Source organism: Liquorilactobacillus sp. (genome assembly GCF_047719775.1).
In the GTDB taxonomy this organism is placed as follows: domain Bacteria; phylum Bacillota; class Bacilli; order Lactobacillales; family Lactobacillaceae; genus Liquorilactobacillus.
This window is the reverse complement of sequence record NZ_JBDNTS010000011.1, coordinates 65,215-89,280: the sequence shown is the minus strand read 5'-3', so window position 1 is coordinate 89,280 and position 24,066 is coordinate 65,215. Positions and strand designations below refer to the sequence as shown.

18 protein-coding genes and 1 pseudogene are annotated in these 24,066 nt (G+C 36.7%); 6 read left to right on the top strand and 13 right to left on the bottom strand.

All coding sequences use genetic code 11. The annotated features are described in order from the left end of the window. Positions 1-136 precede the first annotated feature (136 nt). Positions 137-778: a GNAT family N-acetyltransferase gene (locus tag ABF682_RS07450; protein WP_415619425.1), complete on the bottom strand. Its 642-nt coding sequence runs from the start codon at positions 776-778 to the stop codon at positions 137-139. Between the two features lie 289 nt (positions 779-1,067). Here ABF682_RS07450 and efp point away from each other — a divergent pair, with 289 nt between their 5' ends. After that, on the top strand, positions 1,068-1,625 hold the full coding sequence (efp, locus tag ABF682_RS07445) for an elongation factor P (protein WP_289980413.1): 558 nt from the start codon (positions 1,068-1,070) through the stop codon (positions 1,623-1,625). 168 nt (positions 1,626-1,793) lie between these two features. Here the strand turns inward: efp and ABF682_RS07440 are convergent, their stop codons facing one another. From ABF682_RS07440 to ABF682_RS07430, 3 genes are all read right to left on the bottom strand, one after another. Further along, positions 1,794-3,353: a bifunctional metallophosphatase/5'-nucleotidase gene (locus ABF682_RS07440; protein ID WP_415619424.1), complete on the bottom strand. Its 1,560-nt coding sequence runs from the start codon at positions 3,351-3,353 to the stop codon at positions 1,794-1,796. Between the two features lie 142 nt (positions 3,354-3,495). Further along, entirely contained in the window at positions 3,496-4,335 is an 840-nt protein-coding gene (locus tag ABF682_RS07435) for a MurR/RpiR family transcriptional regulator (protein ID WP_289980417.1), read from the bottom strand. Between the two features lie 54 nt (positions 4,336-4,389). Beyond that, on the bottom strand, positions 4,390-6,291 hold the full coding sequence (locus ABF682_RS07430) for a fructose-specific PTS transporter subunit EIIC (RefSeq protein ID WP_415619423.1): 1,902 nt from the start codon (positions 6,289-6,291) through the stop codon (positions 4,390-4,392). 189 nt (positions 6,292-6,480) lie between these two features. Between ABF682_RS07430 and ABF682_RS07425 the strand changes: the two genes are divergently transcribed. The 3 genes from ABF682_RS07425 to ABF682_RS07415 all read left to right on the top strand — a co-directional run bounded on the left by ABF682_RS07425 (position 6,481) and on the right by ABF682_RS07415 (position 9,786). Then, complete coding sequence (locus tag ABF682_RS07425) at positions 6,481-7,149, top strand: ribose-5-phosphate isomerase A (protein ID WP_415619422.1); 669 nt, start codon at positions 6,481-6,483, stop codon at positions 7,147-7,149. A 2-nt stretch (positions 7,150-7,151) separates the two neighbouring features. Beyond that, on the top strand, positions 7,152-8,132 hold the full coding sequence (locus ABF682_RS07420; protein ID WP_289980423.1) for a Gfo/Idh/MocA family protein: 981 nt from the start codon (positions 7,152-7,154) through the stop codon (positions 8,130-8,132). Positions 8,133-8,406: 274 nt separating this feature from the next. Then, the gene (locus ABF682_RS07415) at positions 8,407-9,786 is read left to right on the top strand and encodes an FAD-dependent oxidoreductase (protein WP_415619421.1); all 1,380 of its coding nucleotides are present in this window, start codon (positions 8,407-8,409) and stop codon (positions 9,784-9,786) included. Positions 9,787-9,993: 207 nt separating this feature from the next. On the opposite strand, the gene ABF682_RS07410 is transcribed toward ABF682_RS07415, so the two are convergent. The 3 genes and pseudogenes from ABF682_RS07410 to ABF682_RS07400 form a co-directional block, all read right to left on the bottom strand. After that, entirely contained in the window at positions 9,994-10,569 is a 576-nt protein-coding gene (locus ABF682_RS07410) for an NADPH-dependent FMN reductase (protein WP_415619420.1), read from the bottom strand. Between the two features lie 12 nt (positions 10,570-10,581). Then, positions 10,582-11,766: an MFS transporter gene (locus ABF682_RS07405; protein ID WP_289980432.1), complete on the bottom strand. Its 1,185-nt coding sequence runs from the start codon at positions 11,764-11,766 to the stop codon at positions 10,582-10,584. 19 nt (positions 11,767-11,785) lie between these two features. Continuing rightward, positions 11,786-13,298, bottom strand: a pseudogene (locus tag ABF682_RS07400) (FAD-dependent oxidoreductase). Between the two features lie 121 nt (positions 13,299-13,419). On the opposite strand from ABF682_RS07400, the gene ABF682_RS07395 reads away from it, so the two are divergent. Then, positions 13,420-14,328, top strand: a complete 909-nt coding sequence (locus tag ABF682_RS07395) for a helix-turn-helix transcriptional regulator (protein WP_289980434.1) — start codon at positions 13,420-13,422, stop codon at positions 14,326-14,328. Between the two features lie 205 nt (positions 14,329-14,533). Here the strand turns inward: ABF682_RS07395 and ABF682_RS07390 are convergent, their stop codons facing one another. Further along, positions 14,534-15,286 carry a DUF1003 domain-containing protein gene (locus ABF682_RS07390; protein WP_289980435.1) on the bottom strand — a complete coding sequence of 251 codons (753 nt, stop codon included), beginning with the start codon at positions 15,284-15,286 and terminating at the stop codon, positions 14,534-14,536. Positions 15,287-15,682: 396 nt separating this feature from the next. On the opposite strand from ABF682_RS07390, the gene ABF682_RS07385 reads away from it, so the two are divergent. Next, the gene (locus ABF682_RS07385; RefSeq protein ID WP_415619419.1) at positions 15,683-17,389 is read left to right on the top strand and encodes a hypothetical protein; all 1,707 of its coding nucleotides are present in this window, start codon (positions 15,683-15,685) and stop codon (positions 17,387-17,389) included. A gap of 119 nt (positions 17,390-17,508) precedes the next feature. Here the strand turns inward: ABF682_RS07385 and ABF682_RS07380 are convergent, their stop codons facing one another. The 5 genes from ABF682_RS07380 to leuB all read right to left on the bottom strand — a co-directional run bounded on the left by ABF682_RS07380 (position 17,509) and on the right by leuB (position 23,680). After that, complete coding sequence (locus ABF682_RS07380; RefSeq protein WP_415619418.1) at positions 17,509-18,951, bottom strand: APC family permease; 1,443 nt, start codon at positions 18,949-18,951, stop codon at positions 17,509-17,511. Positions 18,952-19,297: 346 nt separating this feature from the next. Then, positions 19,298-20,647, bottom strand: coding sequence for an MFS transporter (locus ABF682_RS07375; RefSeq protein WP_289980442.1), 1,350 nt, complete (start codon positions 20,645-20,647; stop codon positions 19,298-19,300). A 14-nt stretch (positions 20,648-20,661) separates the two neighbouring features. Next, positions 20,662-21,246, bottom strand: a complete 585-nt coding sequence (leuD, locus tag ABF682_RS07370; RefSeq protein WP_415619417.1) for a 3-isopropylmalate dehydratase small subunit — start codon at positions 21,244-21,246, stop codon at positions 20,662-20,664. Position 21,247: 1 nt separating this feature from the next. Continuing rightward, entirely contained in the window at positions 21,248-22,624 is a 1,377-nt protein-coding gene (gene leuC, locus ABF682_RS07365; RefSeq protein ID WP_289980446.1) for a 3-isopropylmalate dehydratase large subunit, read from the bottom strand. A gap of 6 nt (positions 22,625-22,630) precedes the next feature. Further along, on the bottom strand, positions 22,631-23,680 hold the full coding sequence (leuB, locus tag ABF682_RS07360) for a 3-isopropylmalate dehydrogenase (RefSeq protein ID WP_289980448.1): 1,050 nt from the start codon (positions 23,678-23,680) through the stop codon (positions 22,631-22,633). Positions 23,681-24,066 lie beyond the last annotated feature (386 nt).

The window sequence follows — 24,066 nt, the reverse complement described above, 5'->3', positions numbered from 1 at the left end:
TAGCATGTTCTTTGCTACGAGTAATTTGAAGTTAGGTGGAGAATTTTGACTTGTGGAACACGTTTAATCAGAGTCTGACACAAGTTGAGAAAATTTGAGCACTAACCAAAATTACGAACATATTAACCTAGTCCTTCTATATAGTAATACTACCTTCATACAAATAATATATTTCAGGATTTTTATGCGGCGTTCCATCTTCGTCTTTCCAGAAAAAGTTTTTTTGATTGACTCGCTGTAAACCCTTGTGATCATAAAATTTAAAATTAGATGAATTATCGGTAAACAAGTAAAAGTTGTTTACACCCAATCTTTGAAGATAATCATAAAAATGTTTGTACAGCTTTCCTCCAATGCCCAATCCTTGATACCCCTCCTTAACAATCAATAGATTAAGTGCTCCGCCATACTTCTTCCCACTTAACGCTAGTAATTCCTCATCAATATTCATCGTTTCCATATATTGTGCAAAAATATAATTTTTATCTTCGAATCCAGCTAACTGTAACAATGATTTTAATTGTCGTCTCTGCCAAACATATTGCAGTCTTGACCATTGTTCATGACTTGTGGCGACTATGCCCGCAACCTTACTATTGATTACTGCCACAAAAACATCATCTGCCCCGACCAGTAAATCGCATAAGAAGAATTCCGCCATAGGCTTGACCAAAGGCTTTTCAATCCATTCACGGTAATCCCATGTCTCTATAACCATTTCCAAGACTTCTTGATAATCAGCATCTTCCATTTTTCTATAAATAATTTTCTCTCTCATCTTTATACTCTCGACTTCCTGGGTATTTAAACCAATTTTCTATCCTCTATCGTACCGTAAAGTTCTCGAAAGACAAAATACTTGCTGCTTTATTTACAATATTCCTATTTTACTGTCCATTTCTTCAATGTTCCATCATTCTTTATGTTATACTGAAGGTTGAACATAAAAAAATAATTGGTGGAAATAATAATGACTCATCGTGGTTTCGCTCTATCACTCGCACCACCCCTTGCTTAGTTAGCAATTTATAGATTTATAATACAAAAAATAAAAAGGGGTTACACAAATGATTGAAGCAATTGAATTAAAAGTTGGAATGATTTTTGAAAAAAATGGTAAACTCATCAAGGTACTCGAAACTAACCATCACAAACCTGGCAAGGGTAATACAGTTATGCAGATGAAGCTGAACGATATTCGTTCCGGCTCAATTGTTCAGACTACTATGCGTCCTACAGAAAAAGTTGACCTAGCAATCGTTGATAAGAAGAAGGCTCAATTCTTATATAAGCAAGATGATATCATCTTCTTTATGGATCTAGACACATATGAACAATATGAACTACCCGCTCAACTAATTGAAGCAGAAAGTAAGTATTTAATTCCCGACTTACAAGTTCAACTAAACTTTTGCAATAATGAATTAATCGGAATTGATTTACCAACAACTGTTGAAATGACAGTTACTGAAACCGAACCAACTATTAAGGGTGCTACGGCTGCTAGTGGCGGAAAACCTGCAACAATGGACACAGGACTTATTGTCGTTGTTCCCGATTTTATCAAAAATGGTGAAAAATTAGTTATCAACACTGGAAATGGAACCTATAAGCAGAGAGCTTAGAACTTATTGTCCGTTGTTTTCCATTTACTATAATCTGTTACCTTCAAGGACTTGAATATAAAAAAAGACTTAATCGAAACATACTGACCCCCAAAAGTTAGACATAAAATCTAACTTTTGGGGGTCAGTATGTTATAGGAGTTCTTTTAGTACAAAACAAAAAGGTTTTTATTTGATTATTTTCAAATTATTAGGTTGAACTGCTTTAAACTCTTTGTGCTCCCTTAGGTATTTAGCAATCAGCTTTGGCATATCATCATCACACACACGAATACTCTTATCCATATTAAACATCGGATATTCACCACCACCAACAGCTCGATACTGACTAATCGCGACATCAATCTTATCAGTGTCTTTAAGCACCTGCTTATGGTACATAACTCTAACAACTCGCTGCCCCAGTGGTTTGATTAAATCAAAAGTGTAATCTATTCCTGAATAATAATCGTAATTATACAGCTGGACTTTAGATACATTACAACTACTTGCCATACTGATTGAACCATCTGCATGAAGTTCAAAAAAGCTGGCACACCGCTCCAGAGCTGCTCTCAAATCGGCACCACTAATTCGTTCAACTACTAATGTATTGGGATAGATATAGTTGTTCAAGATATCCCTGACAGTAATTTGTGCATCATAACCTTTGACCTCATCATTAAATAGTGCAGAACCGGCAACATCTGTCCCAGTAGCATCCATCTGGATATGATTGATTAAGTCTAAATATGCGTGTCCATGCAGCCTCGCATTCAGATGATTATGAATATGCATGTTCCCATTGACAGTTGCTACTGGTATATCCAGCCAATCTTCAATACTGTGTCTCCAGTCCATTAAAATTGCTTCTAGTTCTTGATTTACCGGTTGGTCACTTGTATTAAGAAGTTCTGCGCTTGAGCCGATTATCGCTTTATTGTCATCTAATTCTATTGAAATCTGTCCTACATTTTCGGCACGGTATCCAGGTTGAGTAGTCGGAACTCCATTAACAAGTTGTGCTATTTTTCTGTGTTGGTGTCCAGTTACTAGGGCATCGATACCTGGTACTTCGCAAAGCAGTGCATACCCCTCGTTTTCACCCGTTAATTCTTCAGTTAGTCTGCCACTACCAAGGTCTTTTTCAAAACCACCATGATAAGCAACCACTACCACATCTGCTTGCTTTTTTAAAATCGGAACATATTTTTTTGCCGCTGTAAGAGCAGAACTAAAAGTAATTCTATCAATATTTTCTGCCTTTTCCCAGTGTGGTACATACTGCGTGGTCAATCCTAAAATCGCAATTTTGATACCCGCCTTTTCAATTATTCGATATGGCTGATCAATAATTTTTTGCGCCATCTCTCCACTAATATTTGCACCTAAAATCGGATACTTTTTATTTTTCCAGGTTTCTTCAATGTACGATATTCCATAATCAAATTCGTGGTTCCCTAAAACACCTGCATCTGCATCCAGAAAATTAGTCATCATACAAAAGTCCTGATTATATTTTTTTGTTTTCCTTGTGCGGTAAGTATAATCGGTCATAGGAGAACCCTCTAAGAAATCGCCATTTTCGATGTATATGACAACCTCATCGCTAGCAGCTGTCTCCTTGATTGTCTTAATAACCTGTGCAGCCTTCAAATAACCAAATGGATGATAGTCTGTTCTACTGCTAAAATTAGTTGGAAAAATATAACCATGTACATCGCTTGTCGAGAGAATCTTAACCTTCATATGTTTAAACCATCTTCTTTCGCAATCTTCTTAAAAAACAAATTAATTAAAACATCTATAAAAAATATAACTTTTTAACTAATATTTTCAAGAAACAAAACAAAAATACCTTTAATAGTTTAATTCAATAGACACTTCATTTTTAGACCTTCGTATCTGAAATGATAGTCTCATGATCCATAATCTTGCTTAGTCGTTCTCGATTCTCAGCGATCAACAGTAGAAAAATCGTCTCCACAACGGTCATTGCTGCAACTCGCGAAAAATAATACTCCGATTGCAAAACCCTCTGTCTAACTGCCGTATGCAAATGATAGTCTGCTTCTAGGGCAATTGGTGAATCACTGCGGTTAGTAATTGCTATTATTTTCATTCCTCGTTTCTTTGCCACATCAATTTGTTTTAATAATGATTTAGATTCACCAGAATTGGAGATAACCATTAGCACATCCCTATCTGTTAGATTAAGAGTCTGCCCGATTGAAGTCTGCCATGATTCCGAACAAATTGATAAAATACCAATCTGATTAAAGCGATAAGCTGCATCCGCAACAACAGGAAACGTATTACCCTCTGCCGCAATCTGTAAAATATGTGCATTTTGAATTAATCCCATAATTTTTTTTATCGTTGGCGTGGTTACACTATTCAAAGTATTAGTAATCTCAGCATTTTTATTATCACTAATGTTAGCGATTGCTTGTTGAATATTATCAATATTAATAACTTTGTAGTAACTAGATTCATCATCGGAGACTTTCGCTAATTTAATCTTCAATTGATGAAAACCAGACAACTGCAAATTCTTACAAAATCTTGAAACAGAGGCTTCACTGACAACTGCCTTAGCTGCAAGTTCCGAAATTGTATAATTTACCGCATCTCCAGGATTTTTTAAAATAACCTGTGCAATTTTTTTGTCGGTCTGGGTCATAGCACGCAAGTTACTATATATTGTATCAACTACATTTTCGCTACTCATTAATCTCAGTCCTCCAAACAACTGTGTAAAATAGAATCAATTACATAATATCATTTATTCTTCGATGAGCGCTATCTTTTTTGGCTTCCAAACACCATAAATTGTTCCGGCTACAACTGATCCGATTATTAAAGCTAATACAAAATACAAAGGATTGTGCATCAATAAAACAACCCATAAGCCGCCATGAGGAGCTGGTACACTAACCTTCCATAATTGAGCCAGTCCACCACCAATTACAGAACCGATGATACAAGAACCGATTACTCGTAACGGATCAGCAATCGCAAATGGAATTGCTCCTTCGGTAATAAATGAAATTCCTAAGACATAGTTACTGATTCCAGCTTTACGTTCATCTTCCGTAAACTTATTTTTCCAAATTGTTGTTGCAATTGCGATTGCTAAAGGTGGAATCATCCCCCCAACCATTACGGATGCCATCATACTGCCATCACCAGTCGCTGTTAATACACCAATTGCAGTCGTATATGCCGCTTTATTCACTGGGCCGCCCAAGTCAACTGCCTGCATTCCACCAAGAATTGCTCCAAGCAAGATTGCATTTGCGGTTCCCATAGTTGTCAAAAAATGAACTAAGAACAGATTAACTACTGAGAAAATCGGATCAATTACAAAGAACATTAATGTTCCAATGATAAATAATCCTAATACAGGAAAGATAATCATTGGTTTTAATCCGTCTAATGATTTCGGTAATTTAATAAATATCTTCTTCAACAACAAAATCAAATAGCCTGCGATGAATCCTGCAATAATCCCACCAATAAATCCGGCACTACCACTTGACTTAACAATACTTGCACTCGCTTGCGTTGCCATATAGCCACCGACAAAACCTGGCATCATGGCTGGACGATCACCAATTGAAAATGCAATAAATCCGGCTAAGATCGGAATTAAGAAACTAAATGCATTTGTTCCAAGTGAGTTCAAGAATATAAAAGCAGTTGAAGTCTTCCCTAATGATTGCTCTAACAAAAATGAAATTGCCATTAAGATTCCACCACCAACAACAAAGGGCAGCATATTCGAAATTCCACTCATTAAATCTTGATAAACATGATGCCAAATTCCACCTTGCTTATTATCTTCACTTGAAGAGCTATTTCCACCCGCAACTTCAAACGTAGCAAGATTCCCAGCCAACACACGCTGAATAAGTTCATCAGGTTTCTTAATACCATCAATTACAGCAGTCTGTAGAACTTTCTTCCCAGCAAAGCGCTCCACTTCAACTTTTTTATCTGCCGCAACAATTACGCCTACAGCATTAGTAATCTCATCTGTACTTAAGCGATGCTTGACTCCCTCTGACCCATTTGTCTCAACTCTCATCCTAACATTCATTTTTTTACCAGCATCAAGTAATGCTGACTCTGCCATATATGTGTGCGCAATTCCAGTTGGGCAAGCAGTTACAGCAACAATTAAAGGTAAATCTTGAATCTCAGGCTGTTGTATCTCATTTGATTCCTTTTTGTCACTAGCTGCTTTGAATAATTGCTGAACTTCCGTTGGTGTTTTTGCTTTCTTTAAATCTGTAATCAGATTAGCATCCAACAATAATGATGATAATCCCGCCAGAGCTTGCAAATGAACATCATTAGCATTAGCTGGAGCAGCAATCATGAAGAACAAATGAACCGGTTTTCCATCAAGTGCATCGTAATCAATTCCCTGTTCGCTTTTCGCAAATAAAACAGCAGCTGCGTTTACCGCCTTATTTCTAGCATGAGGCATTGCAATTCCATCACCAATTCCCGTCGTTGCTTCCTCTTCGCGCTTGAAAATATCTTGTTCAAAAAGCTTTTTATCATTAACTAAACCATTTGCAAAAAATGAGTTAACCATTTCATGCAATGCATCTTCCTTAGTTTTTGCTTTTAAATCCATAATCATGATGTCTTTTTTCAGTATGTTTAATACATCCATTTTGAAAACCTCTTTCCCTTTTTTTTATTTAGTGAAAATAGTTACAGTCAAAATGTAACCGCTTTTTAGAAAAAAGTCAACATCTAATTTAAAGTGTTGACAAATAAATTTTCATGTAATACTATGTTCTTGTAAATTAATTTCATAAATATTTATTTTATGAAAAAAATTTAAAAAGAGGTGATTAAGTTGCCACCGATAGTCAAAGAAGCGCTTGCACTTATCAAGCCAAACATGAGTATCAGCCTAGGTGGTGGAAGTAATGTTTCTCATCTTGCTTCTGCGCTGGCTGCAAAGCCTGATTTAAATCTAACAATTTATACTCCATCTGAGCTCACAAGAAATTATTGCAAGTCACTTGGAATAAGAATTACGAGCAACGTTGGTATCAAGCATATTGATCTGGCTTTTGATGGATGCGATTCATTGGACACAGATCTTAATGCTCTAAAAAGCAATGGCGGTATTCATTTATTTGAGAAAATCAATGCTGAATTAGCTGATGAATATATCATCTTGGCCCCCCACCAAAGGGTAACAAAATTACTCAATCCTGCAGTACCACTCACACTTGAAATAGTTGATATTACAAGTTCCGCCGTGTTGCAGCGACTTGAAGAATTAAATCTAAAAGGCAGTATTAGGCTGGCAAAAGACATTGCAGGCTATGCAAGAACACCCTTAGGGAACCTCTTAATAGACTGTTACGCAAGTGATTGGCATAATATCTCGCAAGTTAACGCTATTCTCGCACAACTAAATGGAGTCGTTGCCACATCTTTCTTTGAGAATCTGGTAACACTTGGTTTAACTTTTGATGAAACTGGAAAAATATATGAATTTAGGAAGGAAGATTAATTATGACAAAATATAATTGGGGTATGATTGGTACCGGCTGGATCGCACATGAAATGGCTGACGCATTGAATGATGTTAACGGTGAGGTCTATGCCGTTGCTGATGTCAACAAGGAGATGCTGGAAAAATTTGCATCAGAGAAACACATCAAAAAAACATATACTGATGCAGATGAGATGATTAACAACCCTGACATTGATGTGATCTACATTGCCACACCGCACACATATCATTATCAATATATCAAAGCTGCTCTAGAAGCTGGCAAACACGTATTTTGCGAAAAAGCAATCACTGTTAATGCCAAACAATTTGATGAAGTTGAGGCTTTAGCAAAAGAAAAGGGCTTGATTTTAACAGAAGGACTCACCTTGTATCACATGCCTGTCTTCGATCAGGTAAAAGAAATTATTGCTGCTGGCAAATTAGGTGATATCAAATTAGTACAAGTTAATTTCGGTAGCTTGAAAGACTATGATCCAAAAAATCGTTTCTTCAACAAAGATCTTGCAGGTGGCGCCTTATTAGATATTGGCGGTTATGCAACTGCATTTGCAAGAACTTTCTTGGCAAGTCAACCAAACACAACATTAACAACAGTTAAATTCTTCGAAACTGGCGTTGATGAACAATCTGGTATTATTTTGAAAAATGATCAAGAACAACTCGCAGTGATGGCATTATCCATGCGTGCGAAACAGCCAAAGCGTGGGGTTGTTTCTGGAACAAAGGGCTACGTTGAAATCAACAATTACCCTCGTGCAACAAGTGCTGAAGTCACATATACCGAGGATGCACACGAACAAGCCAATGAAACTTTGACAGCTGGTGATGATACACAAGCTTTACGTTACGAAGTTCGTGATATGCAACGCTATATTGATAATGGTCACGATGATGGTCAACTTGCAATTTCACGCGATGTTGCTCACATTCTGGACAGTGTCCGCAATGCTTGGGGAATGAAGTATCCATTTGATTAATCAATGTAAGCTATACTTTGAACACTGAAAAAAGTAGTCTAATTCGCTAAAATTTGAGTACTAACTCGAAATTACGAACATAGCAGGCACTTTGCTATGAGTAATTCGAAGTTAGACGGAGAATTTTGACTTATGAAACACGTTTATTCTTACTAAATATAGGAGAACTGGTTTAAAAATTTAACTTTGAACCAGCTCTTTTTTAATAAGCTTTTTGATTTGACAATAAAATATTAACATGTTAAATTGTTCCCAGAAATTGGGGGTAATTAGTGTGAAGAAAAAAATTATTATTGTCGGTGCCTCTCATGGTGGACATCAGTCTATTCTTGAACTGCTTAGCCGCTATGACGATGTTGACATTACTTTGTTCGAAACGGGAGACTTTATTTCGTTTATGTCCTGTGGCATGGAATTATACTTGGAAAATAGTGTAACCAACGTCGAGGCAGTCCGCAATTTCAGGCCTGAAAGTTTTCCACAGAAAAACGTTCACATTTTGAACAACCACCAAGTCACTAAGATTAATAGCGATCAAAAAACTGTTTCTGTTACTGATTTAGAAAATGGCAAGAGTACTGAAGAATCATATGACAAACTGATTCTCAGTTCAGGTGTGAATCCTAAATCTTTACCAATACCTGGTAAAGACCTAGAAAATGTTTATTTGATGCGTGGTTATGATTGGGCAACAAAAATAAAAGCCAAATTAGAAGATCCAATCGTTAAGAACATTACCGTTATTGGTGCTGGTTACATTGGCATTGAAGCCGCTGAAGCTGCTGTCAAAGCTGGGAAACATGTAAATCTTTTAGATGTTATTGATCGCCCTTTAGGAACTTATCTTGATTCTGAATTAACAGATGTCATCAGTGAGCACCTAGCAGAAAAGGGTGTTGAGGTTCATACTGGAGTTAAAATTTCAGAATATAGCGGTCAAGGCAATCAGGTTCAAGCGGTCAAAAGCGACCAAGGTAATTTCCCAAGCGATGTAGTCATTCAAGCTGCTGGCGTTCAGCCAAATACTGCTTGGTTAAAAGGAACTGTTGATCTTGATGCTCGTGGTTGGATTAAAAATGATAAGTACCTCAGGACAAATCTTCCCGATGTATATGCCATTGGGGATGCCACATTAGCATATTCAGTCGCTGCAAATAAAAAAATTCCGGTAGCGCTTGCCACCGTTGCTCGTCGTGAGGCTCGTTACTTAGTGAAACATCTTTTTGAGAAAACTCCATCCGTTCCCTTTGCAGGAATAGTTGGTTCATCAGCCTTAAGTGTTTTCGATTATCATTTTGCTCAGAGTGGCTTAAATAGCTTCACTGCTGAGCGTGCAGGTGTTAAAATAGCTAGTTCTTTCTATGAAGATACTCTCCGTCCAAGCTATGTCCCAGAAAATAAAGTAAATCCGAAAGTTTACGTAAAACTTTTCTTCGATCCCGAAAACCATCGTCTTCTCGGTGGTGCGGTCTTATCAACATATGATATAACTGCTCAAGGAAATGTTTTAGCCCTTGCTATTTCGCAACAACTAAAAGTAGAAGATTTGGCTGAAGCTGACTTCTTCTTCCAACCAGGTTTTGATCGTCAATGGAGTTTACTCAACTTAGCTGCTCAACATGCATTAGGCGAAGTAGAATTCACAAAAAAGTAATTTATATTTAATCGAACAAAAAGATCTTCCTAAATTATGAGACTTAATTCTGATAATTTAAGAAGGTCTTTTTTTATTAACAACAAACAATGACTTAAAATATCACAGATACCTGCAAGAAACTGAATAAATCAATGAAAGAAAAAATTTCCATGTAGTTCTCTGAACTAAGCACTATTTATGGTAATTTGCGGTTATATTTTACTGTTAAACTTCACGAACAAGTTTTAAATTTTCGCGGTTATCAGCAACAAAGTGTAAATAATGCGTGAAGCACTCTTCTAGAAAAGAGATGGTTTTGGCATTTGTCAATTGGGACTGATCATCAAATTGCTGTTTAGCATTGCTCAATAAGAATTCATAACCCGGGATAACAAAGGCATTAACACCAGGAGAATTTAGAATTTGACGGAGGTTATCTTGCGCGCGTGCTGTCCCCTGGAAACCTAAAGAAGCCCCAACAACCATTACTGGCTGAGTAGTGAACGGATGTGTGGCTGCTGATAACCATTCAATTGTGCTTTTAAGTGCAGCTGTAATTGCATGATCATATTCGGGTGTAGCAATAATGATTCCATCCGCAGCAGTGAGCTGATCACTCAAAGTATAGACACTGCTTGGAACATCTGCTAGTCCAGTTTCGTTAAATAAGGGTATCTCGTCTATTTCAGCCACAGTGATAGTGGCATCGGTAATGAAGTGGTGCTGCATATATTCTAAGAGCATCCGGTTATATGAAGTTGGAGCATTAGTTCCCACTAAACCTACTAAGTTAAGTACCATTTAGAATTCCTCCTATTCCTGATTAAACTTGTGGCTTTTCTTGTCAACTACGGTATAAATAGCCATAATAACGGTTAAGATAGCGAATCCCCAACTGCACAGCATTAAGACAAAGTAAGGCTGATCATTGCCAAATAAGTTAGCAACACCATTAACTAAGGTTGGTGATAGGAAAGCACCTAAGTTAATTCCTACTAAGATAATAGAAGTTGATAAATTTGCAGAGTTAGCTGGAGCGATTTGTGCTACGCGATAAAAAGCCTGTGGAAAAACCCAACCAAAGAAAACTCCGCAAATGATAACACCAATCGTAACGACCAGAACACTAGTAGCTGTAGCAACAATCATAAAACCTATTGAAATTCCTAGTAAAGCAATTGGTAAAATAAAGTTACCGATAAATTTACTAATCTTACCAAATGGCATGCTAGCAAACATCGAAGCAGCTCCCATTCCTGCCAAAATACTTGAAGCAATTGCAGGAGTAGTAATGTGCTGTGCCGTCACAAAACTCGCTAACTTAATCGTCATCATCATGAACATTCCAAAAATGGCAAGCATTAATAATGCAAGCATAAAAACATGGACATTAGTCGATTGTTTCGGTACGTTTGTCTTCTCATTTGTCTGGTGATCAGTCGGAATCTTAACAAAAAATCCAAACATTAGTAAAGGAATCATTGCAATTAGGTAACCTGCAAAGGCAGTCTTCCAGCCAGCAAGAACGAGAATCCCTAACAGTAAACCAAAGCCTGCATTTCCTAAATTTTGTGATGTATTTTGATAACCCAACATGTCGGCTAGTTCTTGTTTTTTATAAAAACGGTACATTAAGCTAACGGCAAAGGGATTAAAGAGACCAATTCCTAAACCCATAATAAAGCGGCCAATTACAATAACCATGTAATTGGTAACGAAAACAGGAGTTAAACCGCCGATTAAGTACATTACCAAACCACTCATGATAGTCCGTTTAATTCCAAATTTTTGGGCAATCATAGTTGAAAACATAATCATTAGTAACACACCTAAGTTAGGCAGAGTTGAAATCATTTCAACTTGCGCGGTAGTCTGCTGTGTAAATGTATTTTCCATTAATGGGATAGCAACCGCTATTGATGGCGCGGTCATTGATAAAATCGAAAGCGAAAGCACTGATAGTTTAAATAACCAACCGTGTGATTTAGCATTTTCCATGAGTTAAAACCTTCCTAACCTAGTTTTTAATTAATTTATTATTTTTAGTTTTAATATATTCACTAGCACTTGTACCAGCAATTCGTCCAGATGTCCAAGTAAAACCAGAAGCCAAGCCTTCATAGGCAGGGTAGCAGTGACCTTGATAATAACCACCAGCATTAGCGCCACCCGTATAGAGACCAGGAATAGATTTGAACTTGTCATCTAGAACACTTAGATTGGTATCAACACGAACACCACCAACCGTACCTAAGTAAGCAACTTGGGCAGAAAAAGCATAGAAAGGTCCTTGTTCTACTGAATAGACGAGTGAGCGACCAGATTTTGCAAAATCAGTATCGACACGATTTTTCACATTGTGATTGTACGCAGCAACTGCCTGAGTTAAAGTAGCTGAATCCATATTTGCAGCAGCAGCTAATTCAACTAAAGTATTACCCTTAAAGGCTGTCCCAGCGGTAACGGATTCATTGGCAAGTTTGGTGAAATCACCGGGCTCAGTCCCAGCCCCTGGACCGGCTTGCGAGATTTCGAGTTGACCCCCGGTTTTAGTGAAATCATCAAGGGTTGCTTGGTCAACCACAAAATAGTACTTACCACCAACAGAGTATCCTGCATTGGCCCACTCAACAGTGTCGTAAACTACATCCTCATTAGTAAAGCGCTCACCTTTAGAACTTACCCAAAACAATGGCGTTAATAATAATTGAGTTAACGCAGAGTTGGAAAAGCCAGCTAAATGTTTCTTTGAAGTTTGTTGAGTAACTTTGGATTTAGCTAATTGGGCGGCATGAATCAAGGCAGTCCCATCAATGTTGACCCCACCTGCAGCAACGATTGCCTTAAGTCCTTCGCCATTATTAGGTACTCCTAATTGCCGCAAATTACGAGTATGCATTGTTTTTAGCAACTAAGTCACTATCACCACCAAATCCACCCGTTGCGATAATTGTTGCCTGTGCCTCAACATCAATGACCTCGCCATTAACAGTGGTTGCCTTAATCCCAATAACTTGACCAGTGCTGTCTTGTTTAATAGCCTGCATAGTGACATTAAATTCGAATTTGACACCTTCGTCAACTAGAGTTTGCTGAATACGTTCATAACTACCAGTTTTATCTTGATACATATGATAAACACCACCCTGATAGTCACTGTTACGATGAGCAAATTGTGTTGTATCAGCAGTTGCATTTAATTTAATATGCATCCCCATTTTCTCAATCCACGCTAAAGTATCAGCTGCTGAAGTAACAATTTTATGAATTAGCGGTCCATTGGAAATGTTATGGTTATAACTAGTCAACTGTCGAATAGCCTCAGTTTTGGACATGACCATCCCGCGTTCGCGCTGTTCTTTGGAGTCAATAGCGAAGAAGCCACTCGAGATTTTAGTATTCCCACCAATTTGAGGCTGCTTTTCTAGAACTAAGACCTGTAACCCATGCTCAGCGGCAGCATGGGCGGCGGCTAAACCAGTTCCGCCAGCACCAGCTACAACAACATCAGTTTTAATTAATTTGCTCATAATAATCACTCCTACATTAAGTTATGCTTATATTTTATAGTGAAATGTTGCACAATATCAGTAGAAGATATATCTTAATCTTAGGGTAAATATATCTTTTATGAAAAAGAGGAAAGCTCAAATGATAATAAATCATACAATAAAAAGTGCTATAAAGATTGATGGAATGGTATCTGAGCGTCGAAAACTGCCTTCAATTACAAGCAGTGCAGCTTATTGCTTTAAAGTTCACATGCAAATGATTGAGTGCATAGCAAGCTGTGCAGTAACATTGGGTACAACAGAAATTCCATTGCGGCCCTTTGATGTGATCTTAATTCAACAAGTCGATCAATTGCTATTCAAGGCCACTGATCAGCCAGCTGAAATTCGAATTTTTGATGAATGGCTGCAAATACCGAATCCATTAAATATGACACTGGTGGGCAATAATCCACTGATTCATGATTTAATGAACGATGTTGATTCGCAACGAAATCAATACGTAGTTTTCCGCCATCTGGAAACTAAAATTGTGCATGGATACTTGAATGTAATTGCTACTTTAGAGAATTATCCAACAGATAAGTTTTTAACATTCCAGCATGAGAGTCTACTGGGCTTGTTATATACTGAACTATTACGTGCACATCGGCAAAAAATTTCTAAGACTGACTCTTCTTTTCCTCAACGCCCTATTCGTTACGCAGGACCGGACGCACAGGCCGGTGCAATCTTCATGTACCTAACACAACATATTAATGATGTAACTTTAGTGAGTGCTGCAACTTACTTTGGATACCAGCAAAACTATTTTTCACGTTTATGTCACGCACTGTTTAATCAATCTTTCTCAACTTTGAAGACGACCTTACGGATGGAAATGGCAGCACGCATGTTATCACTATCAAGTAAAGGTATTGATGAAATCAGTACCGAATTAGGCTATAAAAATTTAACTAGTTTTTATAGCCATTTCCGCAATGAACGTGGACAGACTCCCCGTCAGTTTCGTGAAGAATACCAGCAACATATTCATCAACACTCATAATGGCTGCAGAGATACTATTTGTGTGATTAGTAATCTGATTTTTAAAATATTGCTTGTATATTTGGTCATAAAAAATACCCCATAATAATTAGATTTTTACCTAACTATTATGGGGCATCTCACTTGTAGTACACTCTCTACTTTTTTAATCAAGTTTTTAATTCTATTTTTATACTCATATGTTCCATAATTCAGATTAATACTATTATTTTTTGTCTTTTTCTTCAAAATATTGCTGTAATCTTCTTAATTCACTTACCTGTGACTCAATAGACCCTAGCATCTCTGTTTGGATTTTCTGGATTTGCAATAAATTTGGCTGATCTTGTTGAATTAAGTGATCAATTTTTGAATGCAGAACCCTAATCTCTTCTTCTGACTTCTGATTCACTTGATAATCATTACGTGATTCCAGTCGATCATACTCGGATGAACGATTTTGACTCATCATGATCAATGGTGCCTGAATTGCAGCGACCATACTTAAAAAAAGATTCAGTAAAATAAATGGATATTGATCAAAATGTACACCGAACCAATGAAATACATTTAAAAGTATCCAGAAAATCATGATTCCAATAAAACTTAAAATAAACGACCAGCTACCACCAAAACGTGCAACTCCATCAGCAATTCTTTGTCCAAAAGTCATAGAGTTTTCTAATTGCTTACGTACATCTATTACTTGATAGGCATCATTTTCCATCACACGCGTTAGTTTTCTAGTTAACTTATCGTTTTGCCGATAATCTTTTTCAATCATCTGATCCATCTTTTTTACACGATACTGCACTAGATGCTCACTGCAAATAAATTGGCTGTCAGCAGCTTTCGGATAGTCTCGTCTTATCAGTGCTCGCAGAGAACCATCCAGATCTTTTAGAAAAACCCCGTCCACCAAATCATACTCTTTTTGATCTACAAGACATTTTAGCCCATGCTCCATATTTTTTTCCATTGATAATTTCCCCTCAATTGAATTATTTTAGGCGCCTATATTGCGAGGGAACGTAATCATCAGCACCACTAACCATTGCTTCGTCACTACTATTTATAGTACATCTATGACTATCTGACATTTCCCTCACCACACTTTCTAAAATTCCTGTTGATTTGATACACATTTACCATAGCGATTTATTGCAGAAGTGTCAATCATCTACTTGAACTATAAATTTTTTTTAATACCTAAACAACAAATTATTCTCTAAATATAATTCATTTAAAAATTAAATTGTACGTAATAACTATAAAATATAATTAATTATTTATAGTACTACTTGTTGTCTCCTGCTTAATTTCTTATAATTCTGATGCTATGTAATCTAATTAATGTAAAAGAGGAACAATTCTTATGAGAAGTTTTCAAAAGCACCTATTAATTGGCGGGTGTTTATTTTCGTTTTCAATATTGCTAGTGCTCCCGCAATATTTTTCCGGTGGAATAATTTTAGGCCCTGACTTTTTATTTCATTATAATCGTTTTTATGACACCGCTATGCAAATAAAAACTGGTAACTTTCAATATTTTATTTCTACATATGGATTCCAGCAATCTGGCAGAATTGTTAATGCCTTATATGGTCCAATATTTGCTTACTTACAGGGATTATTACTATTATTATCAAAAACTTGGTACAATTACCAAATTTTTTCGCGCCTTCTCCTAAATATCATTGCAAGTTTCTCTATGTATTTCTTACTGCGCACAGGCCATATCAGAATTCGCGTAGCGGTTCCCATAGCCTGCTTTTATTTAACAACTTTTTCCATCCAGGATTGGACGTTTCGCCAAGGCTTCACAAGCTGGGGAGCCGCAATCACTCCACTTGCGCTAATTCCAGCCTTCAAATACGTCATAAACCATGAGATAAATAGTATTAAACTTGCCTTATGTGTCGCCTTGCTTCTCCAGGTTCATGTCTTAAGTACTATCCTTTTGGTAATAACCTACATTCCTTTTTTTGCCTATGGACTATTGAAATCAACAAGTCTAAAAAAAGATATTCTTAAAATTAGTAATGCCATCTTTTTATTTTTACTCCTAACAATGAATATCTGGACTGTCTTACTCGCTATTACACATTCAAATAATTTAATATTGCCTTTTACAAACAGGCATATGTATTCATACTCTGTTACAGAGCGCGGCAGTTATTGGCTTTTTACTTCAATCCCCCTCACAGTAATCATAATATTTTTGTTTTATCATTCTATAAAAAAGTGGAATAATTATCCACCATTTATTAAAAGCTGCAGCATAAATTTTTTTATATTTTCACTTCTCTCTACCAGTCTTTTCCCTTGGTATTTAATAACTAAATACCAAATAAAAACACTTGAGATTTTTCAATTTCCCTTCCGCTTTTTTGTGATTGTAACAATTTTTGCATGTATTTTATTCGCATACTTTCTGTCAAATCAATTATCTAAGGGCAATGATAAACAAGTTTACGTTATTATTTTACTCGTTGTTTTTGTAGGATTTTCTCAAACCATGACTTTATTAAATAAAAAATATGAAAAGTGGATGACTAGTAATCGCCCACTTAAAAATCTAAGTACACTTGTTTTTAATTCTAAGAACGACAGCCGGATTCACAATTCACTCTATTCCACAGATCTCACTTCATTATTGAATCTAGTTCAGAAAAAAACACCCGATTATTTGCCTAGTTATCACGGTAGTACTAAGAAAAATTACGAATTGTATGGTCATTATATTATTTCTGACAATTCACGTTTCACAAAAGCCGTGCATAATAATACATTAGTTATCACTTGGTACGGTAAAAAGAAAAAAATAATTAGTATTCCTATAATAAAATATTACAATACATGCCTTATTTTAAATGGAAGAAAAATAATGGAAAGACGTCGCCAATACTGTGTAACAAAAATTGGAACACCTCTTGTAACACAAAAGAAGGGGAAAAATACGTTAGTTGTTAGCTATAACATTGGAAATTGGTTCCTGCCCATCATGTATCTTATTATCATCACATGGATTAGTTGTCTAACTTATATTGTACTGAAATTATTTAGAAGATTTAAAAAATAAACTACAGATTCGACAAAAAAGAATTGATAAAAATTAGTACAGACTAAATTTATCAATTCTTTTTTTATTTTTAGCATTAAAAATGAAAGCTTTATTTTATTATTTTAAACCCATTACAATTACTTATTTCTATTGAGTTCACGTTTTCTAAGATAAGGTAACAAGAATCCTACTCCAAACAAAACGAAGACAGTGATAAAGTTCATTATCAATTGATAATCGAATGACTTAGTCCCATAATCAGCATCCTGCGGAATAAAGCCTAGCGTAGCACAAACAAATGTGAATAAAAAACACCAGCCACCGACAATTAATGCAATTTTACGATTCCGAATAAATATGTAATTTGAATGGAATTCCTTTTCGCGCCATCTCATTGCTAAAAATGCAAAAAACACCCAACAAGTTTTATATGGTGAAACTATTCCGTTGATATTCAATAGCCAATTATAGATAGTATTGATATTTGGTAGAGTTCCCGTCAACAATAACAAAAATAAACTCAATCCTGTAGTCATCAAATATGAATTGACTGGTAACCCCTTTTTATTTTTCTTAGTTAACCAGCTTGGCATAAACTTATCAGCCACATCTCCCGCAAAAACACGGCTTGATGCATCCAATAAAACCGCTAATTGTGCCATCATGAAGATTGCTTGCACAATCGCAAAGAAATACATTAAAAACTTGCCTAATCCAAGTTCTGTACCAAGCATTGAAAAAGCATAATATGGCCCATTCATCTTAAAATCATGTGGAATAGCATTTGCATTGAAAAAGACTGCTAATGACAATGTTCCAAAAATGGTTAAAAATGCTGTCATTAACGCTAACAACCACATTGCCTTGGGAAATTCATGTTTAGGATCACGCATTTGAACTATATATGGAGCTGCTAGTTCGGCACCTGACATCGCAAAAATCAGTAGTCCTGTGGTCGAGAAATATTTCAAGCTAAAATTTGGCATAAAAGCTCCCCAGTTAAATGGCTGTGTCGCAATACGAGTTCCGTGCATCAATGCATACCCTGCAAGTAAAACAAACAACATTGACATAATAAACATTGCACCACCACCGATTAGCGACAATGCTTCTAAAGAATTTTTAATCGCGTTTTCTAATAGAATAAATATTAGTATTATGGCAAAAGTCAATAGGCCAAATTCAAACGTGGACATCTTATTGCCTAAGGTGTTATTTCCAAGAACCATCCAACTAAATGAAACAATCACCGAATTAGAAACATCCACTATGTACGGAACACTTTGAATCCAGTACATCCACGAAGTCCAGTAACCTAGTGTGTCATTACCGCTCCGTCTTACCCAAGAAGCTAATCCCCCACTTTGATTGTCAAAAGTCAGACTCAATTGACTGACGATTAGTTCATATGGGATTACGTAGGTAAATAATAGGAAGATCCAAGATACAACAACAGAAAGTCCCTGATTTTGGTATGGGTAAAAAATATTTTCAAAACTAATAATGGTTACAAAATCTAAAAGTGCGATTACTGGCCAACTCATATAGTTTTTTTTGGACTGTAAAAAATTATTAGGCATAATTATTCCTCCAATGGGGCTGAATCAAAAGTTAAATTTTGATTCAGTTTCTTTATTTATTTCGTATAAACGTGTTTCATAAGTCAAAATTCTCTGTCTAACTTCGAATTACTCATAGCAAAGTACTCGCTGTGTTCGTAATTTCGAGTTAGTACTCAAATTTTCCCGACTTATGGCACACTCCCATTTGGTGGCTTATGCAAGGTTGTTGCTATTTCTGAACACAAGAAGGTTATCCTCACTTAATCTAAAGTCGACTAACGATTAGTCACAATTAAGTATTTTAAAACAAATAGTTAAAGAAATAAAGAGGGATTGTCTTTAAAGAAAGTTCTGCCATGATATTTTAATCGACTTCCTGATTATTAGTTTCAGGTCCAAAAAAATATACAATCACTGCAGCGATTATCGCAAAAATACTTATTACAATAAAAATCATTGTAGTATTTGAAATACTCAACAACCATGCAACCCCAAGTGGCATCCCTACAGTTATTAACTTAGATAAACCATTGGCAATCCCTGCCCCGCGAAAGCGATACTTGGTTGTAAATAATTCCGAAACATAAACACCAACCACCGATGCCATTAAGATATAAAAACAAGTAGTCAACAGGAATCCAAGTACCATAACAGTTACTGAATTAGTCTGCTGTGAATAAATAATGCCTAAGACTGCTGCAAAAATAAAGGCGGTGACAATCGTTGGCTTTCTGCCAACCCTATCCACTAATTGCGCACCCAAAAATGCACCTGTCGGGGCTCCCAGCAACATCACTGTCGTAAATCCTAAAGAAGAAACAATGTTAATTCCTTGCTTAACCAAAAGTGTTGGCACCCAAGAGGTAAACGTATATTGGCAGACAATTGTTGCTGAAACAGCAACAATTGCAACAAGAAGATTACGTCCAAAATGACTATTAATTTCAGCAGCAGCCACGGTACTATTTATCTTGGAATTAATTTGGGCTTTGCTTACTCCTTCATCTTTCATCTCGTTTTCAATCTCATTAATAACATCTTGAGCTTCATCTATTCGACCATGTGCAATGCTCCAACGAGGTGATTCAGGTAAACTGCGACGAAAATACCATAAGATTAATGCAGATATTCCAGAAATAATAAACATTATTCTCCAAGTAAAATGTGGAATCAATAATGTACACATCAACATTGTGATTGGAGCTCCACAATTAGCGATAAATGAAGTTAGTGCACACCATTTTCCACGACTCTTGACTGGTGCAAATTCATTAATCATTGCATATCCGGTAACTATCTCAGTTCCTAATCCAATACTTGCAAGCAAGCGGCAAGCAATTAAGAAGTACATATTAGGTGCGAATGAACCAATCAGGGTAAAAGATCCAAAGACAATCAAGTTCAGCTGATATGCTTTCTTTCTCCCAAAAAAGTCTCCCACTATTCCTGCAAATACCGATCCTAAAAACAAGCCGAAAAAACCAACTGCTAAAAAAATTGAGTTAAGTTTCAATGTTGACCAATTTGTTTCCAACAAATAGCTGCTTACTCCACTCGCTAAGTACACATCAATCGCATCTAGAAACATACCAGCTGAAACTAAAATAAAAATCTTATAAAAAGTTGTTGTTGGTTGTATCTGATTCATTCTTGCCTTTAATTGCCATGCTTTTTTATTATCTTGTATATTTTTTGAACTGATTGTTTCTTCCATATATACTTTCCTCTCTATTCAAAAATTGGCATATTTTTTTCGAAATCACTTATTTTTTCTTCTTGTCTCAGTGTTAATTCAATATCGTCTATTCCAGCAATAAATTTCTGTTTCCATGTTGCATCTATCTCAAATGCGTACATTTTATCTTGCCAAATTACTTTTTGCTGTGGTAAATCAATTGTAATCTTGTCATCAGGCGCTAACTGCGACAAAATATCTCTTGTACTCTGTGGCAAAATAATTGGTAATATTCCATTCTTTGTACAATTCATAAAGAAAATGTCGCTATATCCGCCGGCAATTATAATTTTGAATCCCCAATCTTTGAGGGCCCATGCTGCATGTTCGCGTGAAGAACCACACCCAAAGTTATCACCACTAATTAGAATCGTTGCATCCTGATGTTCTGGTTTATTTAATATAAAGTCTGGGTTAGGTGTTCCATCGTCTAGAAAGCGCCAATCATGAAAGAGATGCTGACCATAACCTGTTTTTAAGATGTTCTTCAAGAACTGCTTCGGAATAATTTGATCTGTATCAATATTATTGTTCATCAAAGGAATTGTTGTCCCTTTGTGGATTGTGATTGCTTCCATATTAGATTGCCTCCTTTTGGCGAATGTCAACAAAATGTCCATGAATTGCTGCAGCTGCAACCATTGCCGGACTTGCAAGATGTGTTCTTGCATTTTTACCTTGCCGACCTTCAAAGTTACGATTAGTTGTTGATGCACAGTGAATTCCAGCTGGAATTTTATCTGGATTCATTGCCAAGCATGCTGAACACCCTGGTTCGCGCCATTCGCACCCTGCATTCTTAAAAATCTGATCTAATCCTAATTCTTCAGCCGCATTCTTAACCGCTCTTGAGCCTGGAACAATCCATGCAGTTACGTTTTCTGCAATATGATGGCCCTCCATAACGTGGGCAGCCTCTTGAATATCTGCCAGGCGGCCATTCGTACATGATCCAATGAAAATCCACTGAATTGGGATATCTGTTGCCTTAATTGCTGGCTTTAAATCCATGTAATCGTATGCCCGCTGCACATTCATATCTGTAATCTTTGGTAAATTTGCATTTACTGGAACTGCCATTGAAGGATTAGTCCCCCAAGAAACATAAGGTGCTAATGTACTAACATCAAATTCAATTACAGTATCATAGTCAGTAATATCATCCGTATAGAACTGTCGCCAGTATTCAATAGCTGTATCTAGATCTTTAGGTGCATACTTCCGACCTTTCAGATATTCAAAGGTTGTTTGATCTGGGCGCATCATTCCCATCTTTGCTCCGCCTTCGATTGCCATATTACAAATAGTCATTCGATTTTCCATCGACAACTGCTGTACTGTTTCGCCAAAGAATTCGACTGCATGTCCAGTTCCAAAATCAACACCATTTTGTGCAATTAATGCCATAATAATATCCTTTGCAGCGACTCCTTCTTGCAGTTTCCCGTACAAATGAATTCCCATTGTTTTAGGCTTAAGTTGCCAAATTGTCTGCGTAGCCAGCACATGTTCAACTTCAGATGTTCCAATTCCAAATGCAATCGAACCAAATGCTCCATGGGTTGCAGTATGTGAATCCCCGCAAACTACAATTTGTCCAGGCTGCGTTAAGCCAAGTTGTGGCCCGATTACATGGACAATTCCTTGCTCTTCATTCCCCATATCTGCCAAACGAAGTCCGAATTCTTTGCAATTTGTTCGCAGTGTTTCGATCTGTTTGCGTGAAATCTGATCCTTAATATTGAAAATGTCTTTCGTTGGTACATTATGATCCATTGTTGCAAAGGTTCGATCAGGTCGTCTCACAGTTCGCTTATTCGTTCTCAACCCTTCAAAAGCTTGCGGTGATGTAACTTCGTGTACTAGGTGCAAGTCCACATAAATTAATTGCGGTTCTCCTTTTTTTCCACTAACTACATGTTTCTCCCAAAGCTTGTCAAATAATGTTTTTCCCATTCTATTTCATCCTCTCAAATTCTCAATTATTCGTGCTGTAACTTCCTTGGTTGTCGCTTCACCGCCAAGATCTGGTGTTACACTCCCCATTTCAATAGTTTGTTCAACTGCGTTTGCAATTCTATCAGCTATCTCGTATTCTCCAAATGACTCTCGAAGCATCATCTCAATACTTTGAATCATTGAGATTGGATCCGCAATTCCTTTCCCAGCAATGTCAGGCGCTGAACCGTGAATTGGCTCATATAGACTCGGTCCATTAATACCTGTACTCATAGAAGGAATTGTTCCAAGTGATCCTGTTAAGACTGATGCCTCGTCGCTTAAAATATCTCCGAATAGGTTTGCCGTAATAACTACATCAAAGAAACTTGGACGCGTAATAATTTTCATTGCCGCAGCATCAACGTAACAGTAATCAACAACAACTTCTGGATAATCATTGCTCATTTTCTGTGCCACTTGCCGCCATAATTTTGAAGTAGCTAACACATTGGCTTTATCGACAACCGTCACATGTTTCTTGCGGTGCATACTCATTTCAAAACCTATATGCATGATTCTTTCAATCTCTTCCACCGTATAACTTGAAGTATCAACTGCTGCATGCTCATCTTGCCTCCTAGGAGTTCCAAAATATATTCCACTTGTCAGTTCTCGCACAATTACAAAGTCAGTATTTTGAATTACTTCGGCTTTGACTGGAGACTTTCTAGCTAAGACTGGATTAATCTTAGTTGGACGGATATTTGCGAATAATCCAAGTTTGTTTCTAATTGTTAATAAGCCTGTTTCTGGCCTAACACTTGCCTTATCCCACTTAGGGCCGCCAATTGCACTGAGCAAGATTGCATCAGAACTTTTGCAGCCTTCAATAGTACTTTGTGGTAATGGCTCGCCACAGCTATCAATTGCTTCGCCGCCAAAACGATACTTATGTATTTGATATTCAAACCCTGTTCCTTGTTTAGCTGCTTTTAATACCTCAAGTCCTGCAGCCATTATCTCTGGTCCAATATAATCGCCTTGCAAAACTGCAATTCTTTTTATTTTCATTAAATTTGTTCCCTCCGCTTATTTTCAATTGATTCTACTCAGACAAGAAGGTTGGGCCAGAATGACCTAACTTCTCTATTTATTCCGTATAAACGTGTTCCATAAGTCAAAATTCTCCGTCTAACTTCGAATGACTCATAGCAAAACACTCGCTATATTCGTAATTTCGAGTTAGTACTAAAACTTTTCCAACTTATGTCACACTCCCAGACAAAAAGACGCCTCATTCAATATAGAATGAGACGCCTTCCTCCCGAGCCCCATTCCTATAACGGTAAATAGGACTCGACTAATAATGTCAGAGTCCTGGGTCATAGTAGTAGGGCAAATTCAATTGTGAAACTATTACACATACTATTATTCATGGTTAGGACTCCTTTCGTTTA